The sequence below is a fragment of the Novosphingobium sp. SG707 genome, assembly GCF_012275515.1.
Lineage (GTDB): Bacteria > Pseudomonadota > Alphaproteobacteria > Sphingomonadales > Sphingomonadaceae > Novosphingobium.
Genome location: NZ_JAAZQL010000007.1, coordinates 179,813 through 202,002, shown reverse-complemented (window position 1 = coordinate 202,002; position 22,190 = coordinate 179,813). Strand labels below are relative to the sequence as shown.

The 22,190-nt window shown below is 64.0% G+C and carries 18 protein-coding genes; 5 read left to right on the top strand and 13 right to left on the bottom strand.

Annotated elements, in window-relative coordinates:
• Positions 1–30 precede the first annotated feature (30 nt).
• Positions 31–1,194, bottom strand: coding sequence for an MFS transporter (locus FHW92_RS19215; RefSeq protein WP_168604888.1), 1,164 nt, complete (start codon positions 1,192–1,194; stop codon positions 31–33).
• Positions 1,191–2,474 carry an MFS transporter gene (locus FHW92_RS19210; RefSeq protein WP_168604887.1) on the bottom strand — a complete coding sequence of 428 codons (1,284 nt, stop codon included), beginning with the start codon at positions 2,472–2,474 and terminating at the stop codon, positions 1,191–1,193. Before FHW92_RS19210 ends, FHW92_RS19215 begins: the two co-directional genes overlap by 4 nt.
• Positions 2,475–2,590: 116 nt before the next feature.
• Here FHW92_RS19210 and FHW92_RS19205 point away from each other — a divergent pair, with 116 nt between their 5' ends.
• The gene (locus tag FHW92_RS19205; RefSeq protein ID WP_168604886.1) at positions 2,591–3,592 is read left to right on the top strand and encodes a LacI family DNA-binding transcriptional regulator; all 1,002 of its coding nucleotides are present in this window, start codon (positions 2,591–2,593) and stop codon (positions 3,590–3,592) included.
• Here the strand turns inward: FHW92_RS19205 and FHW92_RS19200 are convergent.
• From FHW92_RS19200 to FHW92_RS19170, 7 genes are all read right to left on the bottom strand, one after another.
• Positions 3,589–3,975, bottom strand: a complete 387-nt coding sequence (locus FHW92_RS19200) for a VOC family protein (RefSeq protein ID WP_168604885.1) — start codon at positions 3,973–3,975, stop codon at positions 3,589–3,591. The two genes, FHW92_RS19205 and FHW92_RS19200, sit on opposite strands and share 4 nt — an antisense overlap.
• 32 nt (positions 3,976–4,007) lie before the next feature.
• The gene (locus tag FHW92_RS19195) at positions 4,008–5,654 is read right to left on the bottom strand and encodes a carboxylesterase family protein (protein ID WP_168604884.1); all 1,647 of its coding nucleotides are present in this window, start codon (positions 5,652–5,654) and stop codon (positions 4,008–4,010) included.
• Positions 5,655–5,690: 36 nt separating this feature from the next.
• A complete protein-coding gene (locus FHW92_RS19190) occupies positions 5,691–7,556 on the bottom strand; it encodes a sugar phosphate isomerase/epimerase and 4-hydroxyphenylpyruvate domain-containing protein (RefSeq protein WP_168604883.1) in 1,866 nt (621 codons plus the stop codon).
• A gap of 13 nt (positions 7,557–7,569) precedes the next feature.
• Complete coding sequence (locus FHW92_RS19185; protein ID WP_168604882.1) at positions 7,570–8,478, bottom strand: shikimate dehydrogenase; 909 nt, start codon at positions 8,476–8,478, stop codon at positions 7,570–7,572.
• A 58-nt stretch (positions 8,479–8,536) separates the two neighbouring features.
• A complete protein-coding gene (locus tag FHW92_RS19180) occupies positions 8,537–11,323 on the bottom strand; it encodes a TonB-dependent receptor (RefSeq protein WP_168604881.1) in 2,787 nt (928 codons plus the stop codon).
• Positions 11,324–11,422: 99 nt separating this feature from the next.
• Complete coding sequence (locus tag FHW92_RS19175; protein WP_168604880.1) at positions 11,423–12,685, bottom strand: MFS transporter; 1,263 nt, start codon at positions 12,683–12,685, stop codon at positions 11,423–11,425.
• Positions 12,682–13,131, bottom strand: a complete 450-nt coding sequence (locus FHW92_RS19170; protein ID WP_168604879.1) for a type II 3-dehydroquinate dehydratase — start codon at positions 13,129–13,131, stop codon at positions 12,682–12,684. Before FHW92_RS19170 ends, FHW92_RS19175 begins: the two co-directional genes overlap by 4 nt.
• 100 nt (positions 13,132–13,231) lie before the next feature.
• Between FHW92_RS19170 and FHW92_RS19165 the strand changes: the two genes are divergently transcribed.
• The gene (locus FHW92_RS19165; protein WP_168604878.1) at positions 13,232–15,199 is read left to right on the top strand and encodes a pyrroloquinoline quinone-dependent dehydrogenase; all 1,968 of its coding nucleotides are present in this window, start codon (positions 13,232–13,234) and stop codon (positions 15,197–15,199) included.
• Entirely contained in the window at positions 15,196–16,107 is a 912-nt protein-coding gene (locus tag FHW92_RS19160) for a ThuA domain-containing protein (RefSeq protein WP_168604877.1), read from the top strand. Before FHW92_RS19165 ends, FHW92_RS19160 begins: the two co-directional genes overlap by 4 nt.
• Positions 16,108–16,344: 237 nt before the next feature.
• Here FHW92_RS19160 and FHW92_RS19155 read toward each other — a convergent pair whose 3' ends face one another.
• The 3 genes from FHW92_RS19155 to FHW92_RS19145 form a co-directional block, all read right to left on the bottom strand.
• A complete protein-coding gene (locus FHW92_RS19155) occupies positions 16,345–16,629 on the bottom strand; it encodes a cytochrome c (RefSeq protein ID WP_168604876.1) in 285 nt (94 codons plus the stop codon).
• Complete coding sequence (locus FHW92_RS19150; protein ID WP_246870280.1) at positions 16,626–17,636, bottom strand: alpha/beta hydrolase; 1,011 nt, start codon at positions 17,634–17,636, stop codon at positions 16,626–16,628. Before FHW92_RS19150 ends, FHW92_RS19155 begins: the two co-directional genes overlap by 4 nt.
• A 103-nt stretch (positions 17,637–17,739) precedes the next feature.
• Positions 17,740–18,405: a TetR/AcrR family transcriptional regulator gene (locus tag FHW92_RS19145; protein WP_349237714.1), complete on the bottom strand. Its 666-nt coding sequence runs from the start codon at positions 18,403–18,405 to the stop codon at positions 17,740–17,742.
• Positions 18,406–18,559: 154 nt separating this feature from the next.
• On the opposite strand from FHW92_RS19145, the gene FHW92_RS19140 reads away from it, so the two are divergent.
• Positions 18,560–20,311 carry a cation:proton antiporter gene (locus FHW92_RS19140; RefSeq protein WP_168604875.1) on the top strand — a complete coding sequence of 584 codons (1,752 nt, stop codon included), beginning with the start codon at positions 18,560–18,562 and terminating at the stop codon, positions 20,309–20,311.
• 91 nt (positions 20,312–20,402) lie between these two features.
• Positions 20,403–21,584, top strand: coding sequence for a cytochrome P450 (locus FHW92_RS19135; protein ID WP_168604874.1), 1,182 nt, complete (start codon positions 20,403–20,405; stop codon positions 21,582–21,584).
• Here the strand turns inward: FHW92_RS19135 and FHW92_RS19130 are convergent.
• Entirely contained in the window at positions 21,581–22,186 is a 606-nt protein-coding gene (locus FHW92_RS19130) for a DUF938 domain-containing protein (protein WP_168604873.1), read from the bottom strand. The genes FHW92_RS19135 and FHW92_RS19130 overlap by 4 nt on opposite strands.
• Positions 22,187–22,190 lie beyond the last annotated feature (4 nt).

Below are 22,190 nucleotides of genomic sequence, written 5' to 3'. Positions count from 1 at the left end.
CCGGACATTTATGAAAGGGCTTGCATTCTGTCAAGATTGTTCTGTCTCATACGCTTTCGCCGCCCGCGATCCGCACCAGCCCGCCCCCGCGCAGACTGCCGCCGTGGTCAGCATCGCCAGCGCCAGACGCCATGACGACATCGGCGCAATCAGCCCCAGCGCCAGCGTGGCCCCGGCGCTGGCCAGCATTTGCGTGGCGCCCGCGATGCTGGTGGCGGTGCCCGCCATGCTTTCCTCGGCAAAGACGATGATGGCCATGGCCGATGGCCCCGCCACCCCCGCGCCCAGCCCCACCAGCACAATCGGCCCGAACAGCGCGGCGGGCGAATGCAGCCCCATTCCCGCCAGCAGGCCCGCCCCGCAGGCCCCGACAAAGATCAGCCCCGTCCCGATCGCCAGCCCATAGCCCCCGCGCGATACATGCCGCACCATCCGCGTACCGCCAATCGAGGCCGCAGCCACGACCAGCAGCGCGATCCCGATTTGGCGCGGATCAAGCCCTTCATCGCGCAGCAGAAAAGGTGCCGAGGCAAGGAACATATACAAAGTGCTGCTGGCCGAGGCCATGGCCAGCGTGGAGAGTGTAAAGCGCGCATTGCCCAGCAAACGCCGCATATCGGGCGCGGCCTTGGCGGCGGAAACCGCACGCGCGCCATGCGGCAATCGCGGCCCCACCAGCGCCAGCACCCCCAGCGCCACCAACGCCAGCACCATAGGTATCGTCCTCCATCCGCCCACCGCGGTCAGAAACCCGCCCAGTACCGGCGCGAGCGCAGGCGAAATCAGCACGATGGTCATCAGCGTGGCCTGCCGCGCGGCGGCCTCGTCCCGCCCGAACAGATCGCCCACCATCACGCGCGCCGTGACCACGCCCGCCGCGCCGCCCGCCGCCTGCACCGCGCGCGCGGCCAGCAGCATCGGCAAGGACCCCGCCAGCGCGCAGCCCAGCGCCCCCAGCCCATAAAGCGCCAGACCGCAGAGCAGAATCGGCCTGCGTCCCAGCCTGTCCACCGCAGGCCCGGCCACCAGTTGCGCCGCGCCAAGGCCGATCATGTAGATGCTGATCGCCAGTTGCGCCCCATGGGCATTGGTGGCGAAATCACTGGCCAGTTGGGGCAGGGCGGGGACCAGCATATGGATCGCCATCGAGCCCAGCGCCGCCACCATGGCCAGCGCCAGCATAGTACCGTTCATGCCGCGCGCGCCATCTGTCGCCGCGCCAGCATCACCAGCCCCGCGCACATAATCGCCAGCCCCAGCAACAGCAAGGTCGGCGGCAGGAACGAGCCGGTCGCCTGCTTCAAAACGCCCATCAGTGGCGGCACCGTCGCGCCCGCCAGACTGCCCGCCATGTTGATGACGACAATGCCCATGGCCAGACTCTGCGGCGCCAGCATCCGCGTGGGGATCGCCCAGAAAGCCGCCACCGTGCATCCCGTGCAGGCCCCGCCAAGGATCAGGCACACAAGCCCCGCCGCCCCCGCGCCCAGCCACCATGCGCAGACCAGCAGCACCCCGCCCAGCAAGGCCGGGATGGCAACATGCAGGAACCTCTCCCCCGTACGGTCGGAATGGCGGGCGTTCAGGATCAGGCCAATCGCGCTGGCCGCATTGGGTAGGGCGACGATGATTCCCGTCTCGGTCGAGGTCAGATCGCCCATGCCTTTGACCACCTGGGGCAGCCAGAACATGATGCCGTAATTGCTGGCCAGAATGCAGAACCAGATGGCGGCGCAAGTCCAGCCCACCTTGCTGCGCAGCACCGCCCAGCGCTCGCCGCCCGAGGGTGCCTTTTGCGCGCCGCGCACATTGGCGCCGATCCATGCGCGCTGCTCGCTGTCCAGCCAGCGCGCGCGATCTGGTGTGTCGGGGAACCAGACATAGGCAAACACCGCCAGCGCCAGCGCGGGGATTGCCTCGGCGATGAACATCATCCGCCATGGCGCGATGCCCCATGGATTGGCCCAATCAAGCAGCAGGCCCGAGACCGGCGCGCCGATCACCTGCGCCACATTGATCGACATGATCGGGATCGCCAGAATGGCCGCGCGATGCCGCTCGCTGGCCCAGAGGCTGAGATACAGCATTAGGCCGGAGGACAGGCCCCCTTCGGCAAAACCGATGGCGATGCGCAGCGCGTAAAGCTGGCCATTGGTGTGGACCAGCGCCATCGAGGCCGAACAGATCCCCCAGATCGCCGTGATCGCAGCCAGCCAGCGGTGCATCCCGATGGCTTCGTAAAGCAGCACGCTGGGATATTTGGCCAGCATATAGCCGATGAACAAAACCCCCGCGCCAAACCCGTATTGCGCGGGCGACAGGCCCAGATCATGGTTCATGGTCAGCGCGGCAAAGGCGACATTGGTGCGGTCGATCGCCCCGATCAGGATATAGAGCGCGCATGGCACCACCAGCCGCGCGATGGCCTTGGCGCTGATGGTCTGTTCCAGCGTGCTGTTGGTGGATTGTTTCATGTGCTCTCCCAGATGCTTTGTTCTATGTGATAGCGCTTGCATGGTGCCGCGTCGAGCCTCTTTGCACCCATCATGCCTGCTTGTGAGAGGCGGTGCGCGCGGCTAAGTGTAAGCGCATGAACGAGCCTTCCACCCGCAATCCCACGCTGGACGATGTTGCCGCGCTGGCATCGGTTTCCACCGCCACGGTCAGCCGCTATCTCAACAATCCCAAGGTGGTGGCCGCCGCGACCGCCGAACGCATCCGCGAGGCGATTGCCCAGACCGGCTATATTCCCAATATGCTGGCGGGCGGACTGGCTTCGTCGAAATCCAAGATGGTTTCGGTGCTGATCCCGCATCTGACGGATTCGATATTCAACGACACGATCCAGACCATGGCCGAGGAACTGGCCGGCGCGGGGACAACGGTGATGATGGGGCTGACCGGGGTGGCGCCCGAACGCACCGATGAGATGATTTTGGCGGCGATGGGGCGGCGGGTCGATGCGATCATTTCCACCGCGCCGCTGGGGCCGCAGACGCGCGAGTTGGTCGAGCGTTTTCCCGGCCTGTTCATCCAGATCTGGGAATTGCCGGAAAATCCGCCGGGGATCGCGGTGGGTTTCTCACACCGCGATGTGGGCCGCGATGTGGCGCGGTTTCTGCAGTCGCGGGGCTATCGCCGCCCCTTGCTGGTGACGGCGGAGGGGACGCGCGCGCGTATCCGTTCGGACGGTTTTATCGAGGAATGGCAGGCGCTTGGCGGCGGCGAAGTGGCGCAGGCACAGGTCGATATTCCCTCGCGCTTTGGCCATGCGCGGCGGATCTTTGCCGATATGCGGCGGATGGCGGAATTGCCCGATGTGGTGGTCTGCGGCTCGGACTATCTGGCGCAGGGCCTGATTGTCGAGGCGCAGGCGGCGGGGCTGCGCGTGCCTGATCAATTGGCGGTGATGGGCTTTGGCAATTCGGCGCTGGCGGGGGCGATGCGGCCCACGATCACCACGGTGGACATTGACGGATCGCGCATTGCCCGCGAGGCGATTGCCGCCATCCGCCACCATGCCACCGGTGCGCCTCCGCTGGCGCGCAGCATCGATGTCGGCTTCCGCCTGATCGAGCGGGAAAGCGCCTAAATTTCCGCGAATTGCAGCTCGATCTTCACCCCATTGGGGTCGAGCAGATTGAGCTGCGTCACCTCGCGTCCCTGAAGGCGCGCCTCGCGAAATTCCACGCCCTGCGCGGTCAAATGCGCGCGCCATTGCGCCAGTCCGGTGCAGGAAAGCGCGAAATGATCGAGGCGACCTTTGACGCCAATATCGGCCACCACCTCATCCCCGGTCGGCCCGTTCACATGGATCATAGGCACGCCATCGGCATAGAGCCACAGGTTTTGCGGCCGCCCATGGACCGAACCTGCCGGGCCGCGCTTCATGCCAAGGCAATCCTCGTAAAAACGCAGAGTTTCCTCGAACAGAGGCGTGCGGATGTTGATATGGTCGATTTTCAAAATCCGCATCGCCATCATGTCCTTATACTTTAATCGCCGTCTTAGTCGCGCGGCCGCGACAGGCGGGGAGGCTGGGCCGAGGCGGCAGGCTTATGCGCGGCCAGCCAGGTCTGTCCAGCCACATTGAGCTTCACCGTCTCCACCTTGTCGCCAAACCAGACCAGCGTGTCATTCTTCGCGCTCCACGGTTTCCACGGCATGGCGGGCGTATCGGGCGATCCGGTATTGGCCAGCGCCAGCAGCGCCTCCATCATCTGTTTCGACAGGGTGCGGTCCCATTCGGTCCACTGGCGGGTGGGGCGTTGCCAGTTATAGGCGTCCTGCGTGCCGAACCAATAGGGGATGTCGGCGGTGTGATAGGCGCCCACGGTTGCCGTGTCCTGATCGGCCAGTTTGACGCCCGGAATATAGGGATGGCGGCGGGCATATTCGTCGATAAAGACATTGACGCCCTGAGCCGCTGTATCGACCGCGCAGGCGCGGGCCGAGGCGGCCAGATTGGCATCCTGCGCGGCGCGGCGGGCGGCGCTGCGCACATCGGCGTCGGTCTTGGCCGGATAGAGTTTCAGGAAAGCCGGGGCATCGGCGCCAAACAGCTTTTGCGCGCCCGCCTGATAGTCGGCCACGGTTTTGGCGCCCGTGATCGCGTCAAAACCAAAGGCCATGTCATCCTCGTTGAACGAGGCGATCATCGGCACCTTGGCGAAATTGCCGCCGGCCACAGCATCGGCGGCCTGTTGGGGCAGGACGCGGCCATCGACGATCGGCCCATTGATCCGCACGCCCGACACCGACAGGCCCAGTTGCGATTCCGATTGCGTGGCCAGAATGCGATCCGCCGCCATGGCGCGCATCTCGCTCAAGCTTTTCGCGCCCAGCTTTTCCTGAAACGCCAGACCGATCTTTTCCGCATCCGCCAACGTGGGTTTCGCCCCGCGCAGGTTGCAGCCAGACGACATGACCGCCGCCCGGAACAGCCCCCGCGCTGCGGGCGCCAGCACCTGCGCCGCCACCGATCCTGCGCCCGCCGACTGACCCATGATGACCACCTTGTCCGGGTCGCCGCCGAATTTGGCGATATTGTCGCGCACCCATTGCAGGGCAAGCGTCTGATCCATCAGGCCATAATTGCCCGATGCGCCGCCCTGTTCCTTGGTCAGTTCGGGGTGGGCCAGAAAGCCCAATGCGCCCACGCGATAGTTGAAATTGACGAAGACTGCGCCCGCCTTGGCCATGGCCTCGCCATCATAATTGGCCATGCCGGACGAGCCGATGGTAAAGCCGCCGCCATAGATGAAGACGACCACGGGGCGTTTTTCGCCCGCCTTGGCATTGGTCCACAGGTTGAGCGTCAGGCAGTCCTCGCCGGTCGCTTCCTCGCCGAAATAATGGTTGATGTCATGCGGGCGCAGCACCTGAATGCAGGCGGGGCCTTTGCGGTCGGCGTTGAAAATGCCGGTCCAGTGCGAAGGCTTGGGCGGCGCCCAGCGCAGATCGCCGGTGGGCGCCTGCGCAAAGGGCACGCCCAGATAAGCGTGCACGCCCGAGGCCAGCGCGGTGCCCGCCACGCGGCCGCTGCTGGTTTCCACCGGGTCCGAGGCGATGGGCTGCATCGACCTGTCGGCGGCCTGCAAGGCGGCGCCTGATGCAATCGCTATCATGCTTGCGGCAAAAGCAATGCCCTTCATCACATTCTCTCCTCATTGGGGAAGGCCGCGCCCGCTTCAGACGAGCGGGTCGCGGTATTTGGCCTGTGCATTGAGGCGGATCGAGGCGTTGACAGCGCCATAGCCGTCATAACCGCGCCGCTCGACCACCTCAAAAAACACGCGCTTGGCCACGGCGCGGGTGTAGAACTGGAAATATTCGGCCTCTCCGTCGCGGTCATAGAGGATGTTCAATCGCTCCATTCGTGCCAGAAGTTCGGGATCGAGGGCGTATTTCGCCTCCAGATCCTCGTAATAATTGGGACCGATATCCAGCATCGGCAGGCCCGCGTCCGCCGCCGCCTGGGCTGCGGCAAAAACGTCCTCGCTGGCAAAGGCGATATGTTGCACGCCCGCGCCGAAATAGGCTTGAATGAAGCGCGAGGAGAGGGATTGCACCGCCATCGAGCCATTGAGCGTAAAGCGCAAAGCCCCATCGGCGGTTTCGACCGCCTGCGAATAGACCAGCCCCATCGGGTCCGCGATCTCAAGCTGGGGCGTTTTCTTCACGTCCAGCAGCGCGTGATAGTAGAGCAGCCAGCTCAGCATTTCCTCATATTGCATCGTCTGGGCAATATGATCGACGCGGGACAGCAGGGGCGCGGCGGAGGCCGGTTCCACCGCGCGGGGGAATTCATCGGCCCACATGGCCTCGCGCGTATCGGCATCCACCAGATAGAGCAGGCTGCCCCCCACGCCGCGCAGGGAGGGGATTTCCCATTCCTCCGGCCCCACAGGCTGGGCAAAGCGGGGAATGTCCAGGGCCTGCGCGCGGTCAAGCGCTGCTTGCTGATCCGGCACCGTCAGACCGATCGCGCAGACCGAGCCGCCGTGGACCATATCGAAACTATGCGCCAGACCTTCCGGCTCGGAATTGACGACAAGGTTGATCTGCCCTTGCGCCCAGCGGGTCACGTCCTTGTTGCGATGCTGGCCCACGGGCGCAAAGCCCAGTGCGCGGAACACGCGGGCGAAATCCTCGGCTTCCTCATGGCTGGCCGCAAATTCGATGAATTCCACGCCCTTGGGCGCAATGCGCGGCGGCATGGGCGAGGGGCGTTTGAGCAAACGGGTCGCCTGATCCTCCAGCAGGCGCAGCGAGCGATGCCCGTCGCGCGCCACCTGATGCGCGGACCCGGCCCGGAAACGGTCGTTGAAGATCTCAAGGCTCCACCAGCCGTCATAGCCGGTGCGCGCAATCGCGGCGGCCCATTCGGCCAGCGGAAAGTCGCCTTGCCCCGGCATACAGCGGAAATGGCGCGACCAATTGAGGTAATCCATGTCCAGCATGGGCGCATCGGCCACCTGCACAATGAACAGCTTTTCGGGCCGGATGTCGCCAATGCTGGCCGAAGGGATGCGCCGGGCCAGCGAATGGAACCCGTCCAGCACAAGACCGATGGCCGGGTGATCCACATCGCGAACCAGCGCCCAACTGTCGCGGTGATCAGCCACATGGCGCCCCCACGCCAGCGCCTCATAACCCACGCGCTTGCCATGGGCGGCGGCCATCTCGCCCAGTTCGTGGAGATCGTCGAGCATCCGCTGGCGGTCATCCATCGCGTGGGGCGAACAATTGGAACAGAGCAGCACCAGATCGGTGCCCAATTGCTCCATCACTTCAAACTTGCGCTTCATCCGCTCGAACGCGCGGGCGCGCATATCGTCGGGCAGGCCCTCCAGATCGCGGAAGGGCTGGAACATCGTGCATTCCACCCCCAGTTCGCGCATCAACGCGCCGATTTCCCGCGCGCTTTCGGGAGCCGAGAGCAGATCGTTCTCGAAAATCTCCGCCCCGCCATAGCCCGCCTCGGCAATCGCGCGCAGCTTGTCGGAGAGAGCCCCGCTGATCGAGACAGTGGCGATAGAAGTCTTGAATGTCATCGCCTTGCCTCCCTCAATTCGCGTCTTGCTCAAATTTGGAGAAACTGTCCCACATCCTTTGCCGGTCGGGGGTCAGGCCGGTGAAGATGCGGAAAGCATCCACCGCCTGACCCACCGCCATGCCCCGCCCGGTCATGGTGCGACACCCGAGGGCCTTTGCCGTTTTCAGCAATTGTGTCTCGAGCGGGAAATAGATGATTTCGGAAACCCAGTGGTGGGGCTGCAGAGCCTCCGCCGCGATGGGCATGCCGGGGAACTTGGCCATGCCGATGGGGGTGGCATTCACGATCCCATCCACGCCGGCGGCGGCCTGCGCCGCATCGGGAGCCACGCTGGCGCGTCCCTCGCCATAGGCGGCGGTCAATTGAGCGCGCAGGGCCTCGGCCCGCGCTGGATCGGTATCGGTCAGCACCAGATGCGCCACGCCATTGAGGGAGAGCAGCGCATGAGCCGTGGCCGACCCCGCCCCGCCGCAGCCCAGTTGCAGCACGCGGTCGAGTTTTTCACCGCCCATCCTGTCGCCAAAGGCATGGGCAAAGCCGGTGACATCGGTATTATAGCCAATCCGCCGCCCATCGCGAAACGCCACCGTGTTGACCGCGCCGATCGCGGCGGCTTGCGGCGAAAGTTCATCGAGCAACGGCACCACGGCCTGTTTGAAGGGGAAGGTCACATTGACCCCGGCAAAGCCGACCCGCTGCACCGCATCGAGCGCGGCGCCCAGTTCATCATCGGCCCATCCGCGGTCGGAAAAATCCAGCAGGGAATAGACCATATGCAGGCCCTGCGCCTGCGCTTCGCATTCCTGCATCCAGGGCGTGCGGCTTTCCAGAATGCCACGCCCCAGAAGCCCGGCCAGCACCCGTCCCTTGCCAATGCCCACGACCGGGGAAGAATGCAGGGAAGGGGCAGGCTGTGTCATTGTATTTCCTATCAAAAAGACCCGCCCCGGAAAGGATCCGGGGCGGGGCAGGGGAGGATCAGAATTTGGTCCGCAGACCGATATTGATAACGCGGCCCAGCGGGTTGGCGTTGAGGCCATCATAGCCGACCGCGCCATTGGTGGTGTAGGTGTTCACAAAAGGCGGCGCCTGATCGAGCAGGTTGTTAACGTCCAGATAGAACTGCGCTTCCTTGACCACGCTCAGGTTCTTGAACGTATAGGCAAGGTGCAGATCGACCGTGGTGAAGGGCTTCACATAGTCCCCGCCGCCGGTGGGCACGCCATTGGTACGCACAATCGGGTTGACCACCGAGGAGCCCCAATAGGTGTAGCTGCCCAGATAATTGACAAAGACATCGGCGCTGAGCGGGCCCTTGTCATAGCCGATATTGGCGCGGCCTTCCATCTTCACGCTGGGGAAGGTGGTGTTGAAGCCCGAGGTGCCCAGCACGCTGAACTTGGTGCCGTTGGTGCCGAAATACTGCTCGAACTGCAGCTTGCGGGTAAAGGCGGCGCCGATGTTGAAGCGGCCGACCGGCGTGTCGAAGCGGTAATTGGCCGAAACGTCCAGACCCGCCACGTTCAGGTTCAGCGCGTTCTGCTGCTGGAAATTATAGCTGTAATAGACCGGGTTGGTGATGACGCCAGTCTGGGGCAGGCCAGCGCCCAGCGCCGCGATCTGGGCCGTGGTGGCGCCGGTGGGATAGAGTTGCAGCAGATAGGACAGATCCGCCGAACCCAGCGCCAGCGGGGCCTGAGGCGCGGTGATGCCGCCGCGAAGCTGGTTCTTCCAATAGGTCACGCTGATGCGCAGACCCGGCACCTGAACCGGGGTAAGGTCAACGCCCACGCTCCATGCGGTGCCCTTTTGCGGCTGGAGCTTGCCATTGCCGCCCGTCACCAGCACGCCATTGGTGCTGCTGCCGAGGGTGCAGGCCGTGGCCGAGCAGGTCACGCCCGGAACCGAAGTGATCGAGGGGAAGCTGGCGATGGAGATCGTGGGCGAACCGCCCGGAATGCCGCTGGGCACGATGCCCGAATAGCCCGATTCGCCCGTCAGACCCGTGCCGTTCGACCCGATCGAGGTCAGCGCCGGGGCCACAAAGCTCTTGGCCCAGTTGGCGCGGAACTTGATGCCGCGAACCGGTTCGAAATTCATCGCCAGCTTGGGGTTGGTCGTGCTGCCAAAATCGCTGTAATGGTCATAACGGCCCGAGATGTTCAGATCGAGCAGCTTGATGAAGCTGTCCTTGATGATCGGCACATACAACTCGCCATAGGCCGATTGGACATTGCGGTTGTAATGGGTGTTGAACGCCTGCGAAGCCTGGCTGGCAATGCCCAGATTGTTGGCGCGGATGTTGTACTGATCCATCTCATAGCCCATCAGCTCGCCGCCGACAGCGATCTTGGCCGGGCCTGCGGGCAGGTCGAACAGATCGCCGGAGACTTTCAGATAGGCATTGCGCATGAGCTGGCGCGCATATTGGAACTGGCGGTTGTCGATCAGCGCAGCCTTGGTGGCCGCCGACGTGCCATTGGCCCACAGGTCGATGGCATTGGCCGTTGTCAGCGCCTGCGACACCGATTGCGACACGCCGTTGATCGCGGCCGAAGTGAAGCCGTTGAGCGCGAGGTTGAAGACCGAGGCGTTAAGCTGGCCAACGTTCACCTGCGTCGAGCTGTCCGAGCCATAGACGCCGCCCAGATTGATCTGCCACTTGGGGGAGAGGTCATAGATGGCATCGGCGCGGATCGAGATGTCCTCCGCCGTGCCGGTGATCGTTGCGCCGGGGCCGAACATGCCGTCCGCGTTCCAGTTCGCCGTCATGGTCGAGCCGCTGTAGAACGGATTGATCGAGCGACCTGCGGGCAGCGTGCCGGTGAAGGCGGTGCCATAGACGGTGCCGCTGGCGCTGCCGCGCGTCACGTTCTGGAGATTGCGGCGGTTCGAATAGATGAAGTCGGCATAAAGATGCAGCTTCTCGCCCACATCCTTGGTGATCTGGGCATAGACGTTATGGCGCTTTTCCGAAGGCAGCAGATCCCAGGCTTTCACCGGATCGCAGCCCGTGGCCGTGGTCACGTCATTGCAGCGGGTGGGCGTGAAATTGGTGCCGCCGCGGCTGCGCAGATCAGCGCTGCTGGCATAGCCGCGCGAGGAGGCGGCAAGATTCGAACGGTCGGAATAATTGTACGAAACCAGCACGCTGCCCGTGTCATAGGTCTGACCCCAGAGCAGGCCGGCGGTCAGCGAATTGTAGCCGCTGGCAAAGCCCTTCTGCACATTGGCTTCAAAGCCGTTGACCTTCTTGCGGGTGATGAAGTTGATGACACCCGCCACCGCGTCCGAACCGTAAACCGAGGATGCGCCGTCGGCCAGCACCTCGACCCGCTCCAGCGCCATCGGGGCCAGAATGTTGGGGTCGGCCAGCACGTGGTTGATGCCGCTGGTGGGCAGGCGGTGGCCGTTGATCAACACCAGCGTCGAGTTCGAGGCCGAAGCGCCAAGGCCGTGGATGGTGGGCGCATTGGTGCCCGAACCGTCAGCCGAACCGAAGGCGCCCTGCCCGGCGCTCTGCAGACCGACGACCGAGGGGACGGTTTTCAGCACCTGCTGCACGGTCTGGGCGCCCGTCGCCTCCAGATCGGTGCGGGTCACGGTGACAAGGTTCGAGCCGACCGGGGCCACGCCCTTGATACTCGATCCGGTAACGATGATTTCGGCGTCGGGCTTGGCTTCCTGGGCATAGGCCGAATGGGCACAGGCCAGAGCCACGGCAAGCACCGAGCTTTGCGCGATGAAACGCATCTTGAATTGCATGATTGTCCCCTCCCAAGGGCGTTGTCACTTGTTTGTGAACTAACTGGTACATACATGAAAGGCGGGCGTCAATAGGTCTGCGCACCCGCCCTTTCGACCTCAGTCGATTTTCACCCGCTCCACCGGGCCAAGCACGATCAGATAGGCCAGCGTGCCGATGATCCCCAGCGCGCCGATATAGGCCAGCGCGCCATAAAAGCTGCCCGTGGCGCCCACGGCAAAGCCGACCACCAGCGGGGTGATGATGCCAGCCAGATTGGTGAAAAAGTTGAACAGGCCCGCCGTCAGCCCCATCATCTCCTTGGGCGCTACATCGGACAGCAGCGTCCAGCCAAGCCCGGCCAGGCCCTGACCGAAAAAGGCCAGACTCATGACGGCGATCACGGCATTGTTGCTGTCCATATAATTGGCCGAAACCATGCTGGCGCACAGCAGCAGGCCCGCGATGATCGGCACCTTGCGGCCAATCGTGGGCGAGCCAGTGGCGCGAATCAGCCAGTCGGAAAACACCCCGCCCAGCATCACCCCCGCCGCCGCCGCGATATAGGGCAGCGAGACCAGCCAGCCCGACTTGATAAAGGTCATGCCGCGTTCCTCGGCCAGATAGGACGGGAACCATGTCAGGAAGAAAACGAGGGTGGAATTGGAGCAGAACTGGCCGATCGAGGCGCCCGCGATCTGGCGCGTGGTGACCAGGCGGCGGACATTGGCCCAGCTGAAAGCGATGGGAGCGGTACCGCCGGAAAAGCCGCCGCCAGCGGCGATCAGGTCGATTTCGGCCTGATTGGCATTGCTGTCCTGCGGCTCGCGATAGAGGCGGTGGAACAGGATGGCAAAGGCGATGCCCAGCGCGCCCACCACGAAAAACAGCGAGCGCCAGCCATAATGGGCCAACATCCAGCCCAGCACCGGGATCAGCAGGCCAAGCCCGATATATTCGCCCACGGTATAAACCCCGGTCGCCTTGGCGCGCTCATTCTGGGGAAACCATGTCGAGAGGACGCGGCTGTTGGCGGGGAAGCAGGGCGCCTCGGCCAGGCCCAGCGCGAGGCGGGCGGAAACAAGGCCCGCCACGCCCGTCGCCAGCCCGTGCAGCGCCGTCATCGCCGACCACAGGCCCAGCGAGAGCGCATAGGTCAGCCGCGTGCCGAGGCGGTCCAGCACATAGCCGCCCGGAATCTGCGCCAGCGCATAGGTCCATGAGAAAGCAGAGAAAATCAGGCCCATCACCTCGGGCGTGATATGCAGTTCCTTGACCAGTTCCGGTTTGGCCACGCCCATTACCGAACGGTCGAGATAGTTGATCAGCGTCGCCGTGGAGATCAGCGCAAGGACGGTAAGGCGCTTGGTCGTCGGCTTCATTTCGCGCGCTCCCGCGCCCACATCACATGGCGCACGCCAAGGGGGTAGCCATTGACGCCAAGGCCCGAGATGATGCCCGTCACAACCTGCGTCATGATCGAGTGGCTGCGCCATTCGGCCTCGCGGCGGTGGATGTTGCTGATGTGGACTTCGACCACCGGGCAATCGACCATTTTGAGCGCGTCAAGGATCGGATAGGCGGCATAGGTGAAGGCGGCGGGGTTGAAGACGATGCCCGCATGGCCCTTGCGCGCGGCCTGGATCCAATCAACCGCTTCATGTTCCGCATTGGTTTGTCGAAAGTCGATTCGATAGTCGGTTCCGGCCACTTCGGCCTCACACATTTCCTGCACATCGGCCAGCGTTTCATGGCCATAGATATGCGGCTCGCGCTCGCCCAGCAAATTGAGGTTGGGCCCGTTGAGGACCAGAATCGTGCCACCCATGGCATGTCTCTCCCTTGTTTGCCCTCGGCATAATCGAAAGCGCTTGCCTTGGGAAGAATTATGTACGAACCAGTTCATAAATCAAAAGTGGGAGAATGTGATGCGATGGGGATTCGCCGGAATCGCGACTGCGCTCTTGTCAGGTGTCGCCTTTGCCCAAGCGCCGGGCGACTGGGCCACCTATGGCCATGACAAGGGCGGGCAGCGCCACTCGCCGCTAAAGGAGATTACCCCGGCCAATGCGGGCAATCTGGCTCCGGCATGGACCTATCACATGCGCCCGGCCACGCTCGCGACCACCACGGACGCCAATGCGGATGCCCAGCGCCGCGCGGAGGGGCTTCCTGATATGACCGCAGGCGGCGCTCCCGCTGGCCCCCGCGCCCGCCGCAGCCGTTTTGCCGGGTCCGAGGTCACGCCGCTGGTGGTGAACGGGCGGATGTTCGTGTCCACACCCTATGGCCGCGTGGTGGCGCTCAATCCCGATACGGGCGCGGAAATCTGGGCCACCACCATTCCCGGCCCCGGCCAACCGAGCTTGCGCGGCGTCGAATATTGGGCGGGCGATGCGCAAACGCCCGCGCGCATTGTGTTCGGCACGCGCGATGGCCGCTTGATCGCGCTGGACGCGGCGACCGGGGCCTTTGCGGAAGGGTTTGGCGTGTCCGGCGTGGTCGAGATGAAAACGCCCGAGATCCTGGGCGGCAATGACGCCCGCTTCTACGGCATGACCAGTCCGCCCATCGTCTATGGCAACCTGATCATCACCGGCAGCGCGGTGCAGGAATTCCCGGCCAAGGGCGCAGCGGGTGATGTGCGCGCATGGGACGCGCGCGATGGCCATCTGGTCTGGACCTTCCATTCCGTGCCGCGCAAGGGCGAGAAGGGTTATGACACATGGGCGCCGGGCAGCGCGGAAGGGCGCAGCGGGGTCAATGCATGGGGCTTCCTCAGCCTCGATGAGAAGCGCGGCATTGTGTACATGCCCTTTGGCGCGCCCACCTTCGACCGCTATGGCGGCGACCGGGCCGGGGACAATCTGTTCGGCACATCCTTGGTGGCGGCGGACGCCAAAACGGGCAAATATCTCTGGCATTTTCAGGTGGTTCATCATGACATCTGGGATGGTGACTTAGAAGCCGCACCCCTGCTGTTCGACGCTACGGTCAAAGGCAAAACGGTGCCCGCCGTGGCGGTGATCTCGAAATCCGCGCTGCTTTTCGTGCTGAACCGCGAGACGGGCAAGCCGATCTTTCCCATCGCCGAGCGCAAGGTTCCGGGCAGCGATGTGCCGGGCGAAAAACCATCGCCCACTCAGCCATTCCCGCTGGTTACCCCGGCGCTGGGGCGCACCAGCTTTTCGATCAAGAATGACATCACCGACCTGACGCCGGAATTGCACGATACATGTGCCAAATGGATTGCCGACAATCAGATGGTCGAGGGGCCGATCTATACACCGGTCCATCTGGACAAGGTGACGATCAGCTTCCCCGGTCTGCTGGGCGGGGGCAATTGGGGCGGGGCGACCTATGATCCGGCGCAGCGCCTGCTGGTGGTCAACACGCATGATCTGGGGCAGGTGACGAAACTGGTGCCGTCCAAGGGGCCTCTGCCGTTTGAGCGGGGCCAGCCTTCGGGTCGGTTTCGTCCCGACAATTCCCGCCTGCTGTGTCAGAAGGGGCCGTGGGGGCGCCTGTGGGGCGTGGACATGACCACGGGCAAGGTCCGCTGGCAGGTGCCTCTGGGCGTTTCGGACGAGGCGCCCGAGGGCAAGAAACTGACCGGGCGGCCCAATATGGGCGGGGCGATCACCACGGCGGGCGGGCTGACCTTTGTGGGCGCCACCGATGACAACCGCTTCCGCGCCTTTGCCACGGCGACGGGCAAGATGGTGTGGGAGGTGAAGCTGGACGCCGCCGCCCATGCCACGCCCATGACCTATGCGGGGCGGGACGGGCGGCAATATGTGGCCATCGCGGCCACGGGGGGCACCTTCCTCGACAGCCCGCTGACATCGGACACGATCACTGCCTTTGCGCTGAAATCCAAGGATGCCGGACAATGAAAATCGCGCTTCGTATTGCTGCCTGCGCCGGTTTGGCGCTGATGCTTTCCGGCCAAACTCCGCCGCCTGCCGCGCCCAATGGCCCGCCGCGCACGCCGCCGCCCGGCTATCAGGATGTCTATGCGGGCAAGAAGCGCCTGCTGGTGATTGCCGATCTTTCGACCGGCAACCAGAGCGCGCATATGGCCGTCAGCCATGCCGTCTCGGTCATCGAACAGATCGGGCGCGAGAGCGGGGCCTATGTCACCTTCATCCGCACCGACATGGACTGGATCACCAAGGGCGAGACCTGGGGCAAGTTCGACTATGCCAAGGGCGGGCCGAAACAGGCGAGGGGCAAGAACCTCGACTATTTCGACGCCGTGCTGTTCTACACCAACGGCGACACCACCCTCTCGCCCCAGCAGAAGCAGGACCTGCTCGATTACGTGGCCAAGGACGGAAAGGGCTTTATCGGCATCCACACCGCCACGGCGACGGCCACCAACTGGCCCGAATATGGCGAGATGCTGGGCGGGGTTTTTGACAATCACCCATGGATGATTGCCGACGCCAAGATCATCGTTGAGCGGCCCGGATTTCCCGCGATGAAGGCGTTGAAAACCGGCATGGTGCTGAAGGACGAGCATTACCAGATGCTGCCCAACCCCTATTCGCGCGACAAGGTGGATGTGCTGGCCCGCATCGACACGTCCAGCGTCAACATGGCCGCGCCCATGGTTCACCGCAAAGATGGCGATTTCCCCGTGGCGTGGATCAAATCCTATGGGCAGGGCCGCGTGTTCTATTCCGGCCTCGGGCATACGGACGCCAGTTGGGACGATCCGCGCATCCGCACGATGGTGTTGGAGGCGGTGAAGTGGGCGGTGAATGGGGAGGAGAAGCCGGTGCCGCATGGGATGAAGTGAGCGGGGGGATTTATGCCTCCGGCGGGCAAAGGGCGGGGGCCCTTTGCAATCCCGTTAGTGGGGTGGCGTTGGGTTCCCGGCGGTGCGCTCATGTGCCATGAATAAAAGCCTGCGGCGCTGTTTGACGGCGCCGCAGGCTTTCAAAATGCGAGAGTGCTTCCGACACTTGAGGTCGCACCCGTGGCGCAACATAGACAGTCATGGGAGCGCGAGGGTCTAGACCCTCGCATTTAACCCTTACTTCCCCACCCCATAATTCCGCGCCAGATAGGCCACGATCACATCATAATCGGCGTCCGACACCTTGGCGCCCTTACCGATCATCTGATCGACCACTTCCGCCCATTTGTCGGCATCATAGCGTTTGCCGGCGACGATGGCGGGTGGGTGGCATGCGGCGCAGGCGGTCTGCACGGTGGCCTGACCTTCGCCTGCGGGGAAGGAGGGCGCGGTATCCTGCGCCCTCAGCCCGCCTGCCAGCAGCGCGGCCATAATCGGCAGCGCGATCCATACAGGCTTCATTTCGCCGGACTCTTCTTGTCGAGGCGGGCGTGGAGGAAGTCGAAGGTGGCGTTCATCGCGCGCAGGGTTGCCTCGCGAGTCTGCTCGGGGGTCTTGCCGATGAAGCTGTGGTCGACGCCATCGATATAGATGCTTTCCACCGGCACGCCCGCAGCTTTCAGCTTCTCCTCGGCCAGATGCGATTGGGCGACGGGGACGGTCATGTCCTCGACGCCGTGGATCAGCAGGAAGGGCGGGTCTTTGGCGTCGATATAGGTGTTGGGGCTGGCGGCGGCGAATTTTTCCGCCGTGCAGGGGCCATCGCAGCCCAGCAGTTTGCCCGCCGCGCCATCCTGTCCGCCGGGGCGGCCAGCGGAAAGGGCGGCGAAATCGAACACGCCGTACCAGATCGCGGCGGCCTGCACGCATTCGCTGCCCGGCGCGGCTTTGGTGCCGGGGGCGTCAAGCGAGGTATCGCCGCAGCTCAGCGCCGTCAGCGCCGAGAGGTGGCCGCCCGCCGATCCGCCCCAGATGCCGGTGCGGGTGGGGTCGATGCCAAAACGGGTCGCATTGCCTTTCAGGAAGCGCAGCGCCGCGCGGGCGTCCTGCACCTGCGCGGGGAAGGGCGCTTCGGCGGCGAGGCGATATTCGAGGCTGGCCACCACAAAGCCTTCGCCCGCCAGACGCGCCAGCGCGGCGGGAAAATCGGCCAGCGCCCCGGAATGGCGCGTATGCCCAGCCACCCAGCCGCCGCCATGGATATACAGCACCAGCGGCTTGGGCCCGACGCTCTTGGGCGGCATATAGATATCGACGATCATCGGGCGATAGCCGGGGATGGTGGAATAGGTGACATCGGCAAGGCTGGTCACGCCGCCCGGCCACTGGGTGACATGCACCGGATAGTGATCCTCCAGCACCGGCTGGGCCGCCACGGGGAAGACGCGCGGCGTGGGCTTGGCAGCCCCGGCATGCACCGCACCGGGCAGCGCCATGGCCAGCGCCAGGGTAAGAAGATATTTGCTCATGAGGCCCTCTCAGACTGTGTTATGTGAACCAGATAGTACACATCAGTCGCAAGGGCGCAACGGGGCGCGTGGCGCAAATTGTATCAGGCGTGGAAAACCCTGCTTATCCGGCCTTCACCCAGCGCAGGACGCAATCGATGATCTGCACCCGGCGCCGCGCTTTTTGCGCCGATTCAGCAAAGTCGACGCCGAAGTTTTGGCGGAAAGTGTACCGGTTGGATACGTTGTAGAAAGACAGCGCCGAAATCGTCATATGCAGATCGACCGGATCGATCCCATCGCGAAACACGCCCTGATCTACGCCCTTTTTCAAAATCGCGCCGAGCGCGGCGATCACCGTGCGGTTGCGTTCGCGCATGCCGGGGATCTGGGCGATATGTTCGCCCTTGTGGACGTTTTCGTTCATGACCAAACGCACGAAATCGGGATGTTCGAAGTGATAGTCGAAATTGTGCCCGATGATCGCGCGCAAAGCCTGTTCGGGCGAGAGATCCTCAAACCGCGCCGCCTGTTCCTGATTACGGATCGTTTCATAGGCGCGCTGCAAAACCGCCTGATACAGCCCGTCCTTGCTGCCGAAATGATAATAGATCATCCGCTTGGAGGTCTGCGTCTTTTCCGCGATCTCGTCGATCCGCGCGCCCGCCAGCCCTTTTTCGGAAAATTCATGGCCCGCAACTTCGAGAATGTCCTCGCGCGTGCGCAGCGCGGTCAACTGGCGCTTGGAAAGACCCGTGTTTTCCGATTGAGCCGTGCTGTCTTGCGTCACCTTGCCTGCAACTCCCGCGGGTCAGAGCGATCCCATGCCTGAACCATGATCGGCCTAGCCCAAGCGTTACCGCTTGTCATCCCCGTCGGGGTGGCAGGCGCCGGGCGGATGTGCCACAAGGGGGCATACTCTAGTCAGAAAGCCCGGTTAATTCATGGAAAATAGCTCGTCCTTGCTGCACGATGGTTTTCTGCTGCTGGGTTTTGCCATGGTATTTGTGCTGGTGTTCCGGCGGCTGGGGCTGGGGGCCACGCTGGGCTATCTGCTGGCCGGCGCGGTGGTGGGGCCGCATGTGCTGGGCCTTGTGGGCGAGGCCGAGCAGAAGATGGGCTTTGCCGAACTGGGCATCACGTTGCTGCTGTTTCTGGTCGGGCTGGAATTGAACCCGGCGCGCCTGTGGAAGATGCGGCGCGATATTCTGGGGCTGGGCGCGATACAGGTGGTGGCCTGCGGGGCGGCGCTGGCGGGCTTTATTTATGTGGCCACGATGCTTTCGCCCACGGCGGCGCTGGCGCTGGGGATGCCGTTGGCGCTGTCGTCCACCGCGCAGGTCCTGCCGATGCTTCAGGCGGCGGGGCGTCTGCGCACCCCCTTTGGCGAGCGCACCTTTGCCATCCTGCTGTTTCAGGACCTCTCGATTATCCCGATGATCACCATCATCGCCACGATGAGCCGCAATCCGGCCGATGCCAATGGGCCTCCGGGCTGGCAATTGGGGCTGTATACGGTGCTGGCGATTGCGGGGCTGATCCTTGCCGGGCGCTATCTCATCCGTCCGCTGTTCCGCCTGATCGGCAATCTGGGTGAGCGGGAAATGTTCATCGTGGCCGCGCTCTTCACGGTGATGGCCAGCGCGGCGGTGATGGAACTGCTGGGGCTTTCCACGGCGCTGGGGGCGTTTATCGCGGGCGTGATGCTGGCGGATTCGCCCTATCGGCATGAACTGGAGGCCGATGTCGAGCCTTTCCGCTCGATCCTGCTCGGCCTGTTCTTCCTGGCGGTGGGCATGATGCTCGACCTGCACACCATTGCCGAAAGGCCGTTTTTCGTCATCGGTATGGCGCTGGGGCTGGTGGCCATCAAGACGCTGGCGATCTTTGCCATCGGCAAGATGTTCGGCATGAAGTGGCGCGGCGCTCTGGCGCTGGGCCTGTTGCTCAGCCAGGGCGGCGAATTCGGCTTCGTGCTGTTTACGCAGGCCCAACATGCGCTGTTGATCGCGCCAGAGGCAGCCAGCCTGTTCGGCGCGATTGTCACCGTCTCGATGGCCACCACGCCTTTCCTGATGAAGGCCACCAAGCGGATGCGCGAAGAGCCCGCCATGGCGCAGGGCGAGCGCGCCGGGCCGGAAAATGCGGACCGCGCCGCCGCCATCGTCGTGGGCTATGGCCGCTTTGGGCAAAGTGTGGCCCAGATGCTGAACGCCAGCGACATATCGGTGACCATGATCGACACCGATATCGAAATGATCGACATCGCCAGCAGCTTTGGCGCCAAGGTCTATTTTGGCGACGGCACGCGGCTCGACCTCCTGCGTCTGGCCGGGGCCGAGGATGCCAGCATGATCCTGTTCTGCATGGATGGCGATCAACTCTCGGCCGATGCGGTCGAGGCCGTCCATCACGCTTTCCCCGAGGCCAGTCTCTATGTGCGCGCCTATGACCGGCGCGCGGTGATCCGGCTGAAGAAATCGCCCGCCTCGCGGATCGTGCGCGAGGTGATGGAATCAGCGGTCAAGATGGCGCGCCTTGCGCTGGAGGACAGCGGGGTAAGCATCGAGGCAATCAACCGCGCCGAGGAAATGTACCGCGCCAATGACCGCGAGCGATTGAAGATCCAGATCGAGGCGGGCGACGTGCGCGCCGCGCGCGGCATGATGATCGTGCGGCCATCGGGCGAGGAGTAAGCCGAACCATCGATGCGTTTATGCAATCCTTTATGCAAGGGGTAATGATAGCGCTTGCATAGATGGGCTGTGCGCCATATCGATGGACGCCATGAAACAGACTCGCGCCGATTTTGATCCTGCCGCCCCCGAAGATTTTGACAGCGCGCATGCCGAATACGCCCGCCTGCGCGCGCAATGCCCGGTGGCCCATGCCACGGAACTGGGCGGTTTTTGGGCGCTGACCAAATATGAGGATGTAAAGCGGGCGGCGTCTGATTATGCCGCCTTCACCACGACGGTGCAGAATGTGGTGCCCAAGGTGGCCTTTACCGGGCGGCGGCCTCCGCTGCATCTCGACCCGCCCGAACATACGCCCTATCGCAAGGCGCTTAACCCCTTGCTTTCGCGCGAAAGGTCCGATGCGCTTGAGCCGCGCGCACGCGAATTGACCCGCGCCGCGCTGGCCCCCCTGGTGGCGCGGGGCGGGGGCGATATCTGCATCGAGTTTTCCTCGCATCTGCCGGTGCAGATCTTTGGCGAATGGATGCGGATGCCAGGCGAATGGCTCGAAACGCTCCACCGGCAGGGGCGCGAATTCGTGCTGGCGGTGCATTTGAACGATCCCGACAAGATGAAGGAAACCAGCCTGCGCCTTTATGACATGGCGCGCGCGCTGATTGCCATCCGCCGCGAACATCCCGAAGATCCGGCGCTCGATCCCACCACTGCCCTGCTGGAGGCGCGGCATGAGGGGCAGGGATTGCCCGATGAACTGATCGTGGGGTCGGTGCGGCAAATTCTGTTGGTGGGCATTGTCGCGCCGCTGGTGATGGTGGGCAATATGGCGGTGCATCTGTGCCGCGACCGCGCGTTGCAGGACCAGTTGCGCGCGAACCCCGACCAGATCCCGGCGGCGGTCGAGGAGTTCCTGCGCCTTTATACGCCCTATCGCGGCTTTGCCCGGACGGCGGTGCAGGACATTGAAATTCGCGGCGAAAAGATCTGCGCGGGCGAGGCAGTGGCCCTGCTCTACGGCTCGGCCAACCGCGATGAGGAGGTGTTCCCCGATGGCGACCGGTTCATCCTCAACCGCCCCAACATTGCCGAGCATCTCGCCTTTGGCCGCGGGCCGCACAATTGTCCGGGGCTGCATCTGGGACGGATGGAATTGAAGGTTGCGCTGGAGGAAATCCTTGCCGCCACTCCCAACGGTTTCGAACTGGCGGGCGAGATCGCGATGAGCCGCTGGCCCGAAATCGGCGCGCTGTCGGTGCCGCTGCGCTTCCTCTAAACGCGGCGCAGCAGGACCGAGAGATTGTTGGCGGGCATGGGCAGAACCGCCTCGACCCGCAGCCCGTGCCGGGCCGCGCAAGCGCTGACATCCTCCAGGTCGCGCAGGCCCCATTCCGGATTGCGCGCCCGCAGATCCGCATCAAACGCCGCATTGCTGGGCTCCAGCGCCACCCCCGCGCGGCGATAGGGACCATAGAGATACAGCAATCCGCCCGAAGGCAATATCGCCCCCGCGCCGCGCATCAACCCCTGCGTGGCGGCCCATGGGCTGATATGGATCATGTTGATGCATAGGATCGCATCGGCGCGCGTCACCGGCCATTCCCCCGCCGCATCCAGCGCCAGCGGCGGCGCAACATTGTCCAGCCCCTCCGCCGCCGTCCATGCCGCAATCGAGGCGCAGGCATCGGGCGAGGGATCAGAGGGCTGCCAATGCAAATCGGGCAGGGCGCGGGCAAAATGCACGATATGCTCGCCCGACCCGCTGGCCAGTTCCAGCACCACGCCCGATGGCGGCAGCGCATCGCGCAGCACGTTGAGGATCGGATCGCGATTGCGCGCGGCGGCAGGCGCGATACGGCGCAGGTCTTGGCTGGTCATTTGC

Coding starts and splice junctions, on each gene's coding strand:
- FHW92_RS19215 (WP_168604888.1), bottom strand. CDS start 1,194: ATGAACGGTACTATGCTGGCGCTGGCCATGGTGGCGGCGCTGGGCTCG.
- FHW92_RS19210 (WP_168604887.1), bottom strand. CDS start 2,474: ATGAAACAATCCACCAACAGCACGCTGGAACAGACCATCAGCGCCAAG.
- FHW92_RS19205 (WP_168604886.1), top strand. CDS start 2,591: ATGAACGAGCCTTCCACCCGCAATCCCACGCTGGACGATGTTGCCGCG.
- FHW92_RS19200 (WP_168604885.1), bottom strand. CDS start 3,975: ATGCGGATTTTGAAAATCGACCATATCAACATCCGCACGCCTCTGTTC.
- FHW92_RS19195 (WP_168604884.1), bottom strand. CDS start 5,654: ATGAAGGGCATTGCTTTTGCCGCAAGCATGATAGCGATTGCATCAGGC.
- FHW92_RS19190 (WP_168604883.1), bottom strand. CDS start 7,556: ATGACATTCAAGACTTCTATCGCCACTGTCTCGATCAGCGGGGCTCTC.
- FHW92_RS19185 (WP_168604882.1), bottom strand. CDS start 8,478: ATGACACAGCCTGCCCCTTCCCTGCATTCTTCCCCGGTCGTGGGCATT.
- FHW92_RS19180 (WP_168604881.1), bottom strand. CDS start 11,323: ATGCAATTCAAGATGCGTTTCATCGCGCAAAGCTCGGTGCTTGCCGTG.
- FHW92_RS19175 (WP_168604880.1), bottom strand. CDS start 12,685: ATGAAGCCGACGACCAAGCGCCTTACCGTCCTTGCGCTGATCTCCACG.
- FHW92_RS19170 (WP_168604879.1), bottom strand. CDS start 13,131: ATGGGTGGCACGATTCTGGTCCTCAACGGGCCCAACCTCAATTTGCTG.
- FHW92_RS19165 (WP_168604878.1), top strand. CDS start 13,232: ATGCGATGGGGATTCGCCGGAATCGCGACTGCGCTCTTGTCAGGTGTC.
- FHW92_RS19160 (WP_168604877.1), top strand. CDS start 15,196: ATGAAAATCGCGCTTCGTATTGCTGCCTGCGCCGGTTTGGCGCTGATG.
- FHW92_RS19155 (WP_168604876.1), bottom strand. CDS start 16,629: ATGAAGCCTGTATGGATCGCGCTGCCGATTATGGCCGCGCTGCTGGCA.
- FHW92_RS19150 (WP_246870280.1), bottom strand. CDS start 17,636: ATGAGCAAATATCTTCTTACCCTGGCGCTGGCCATGGCGCTGCCCGGT.
- FHW92_RS19140 (WP_168604875.1), top strand. CDS start 18,560: ATGGAAAATAGCTCGTCCTTGCTGCACGATGGTTTTCTGCTGCTGGGT.
- FHW92_RS19135 (WP_168604874.1), top strand. CDS start 20,403: ATGAAACAGACTCGCGCCGATTTTGATCCTGCCGCCCCCGAAGATTTT.
- FHW92_RS19130 (WP_168604873.1), bottom strand. CDS start 22,186: ATGACCAGCCAAGACCTGCGCCGTATCGCGCCTGCCGCCGCGCGCAAT.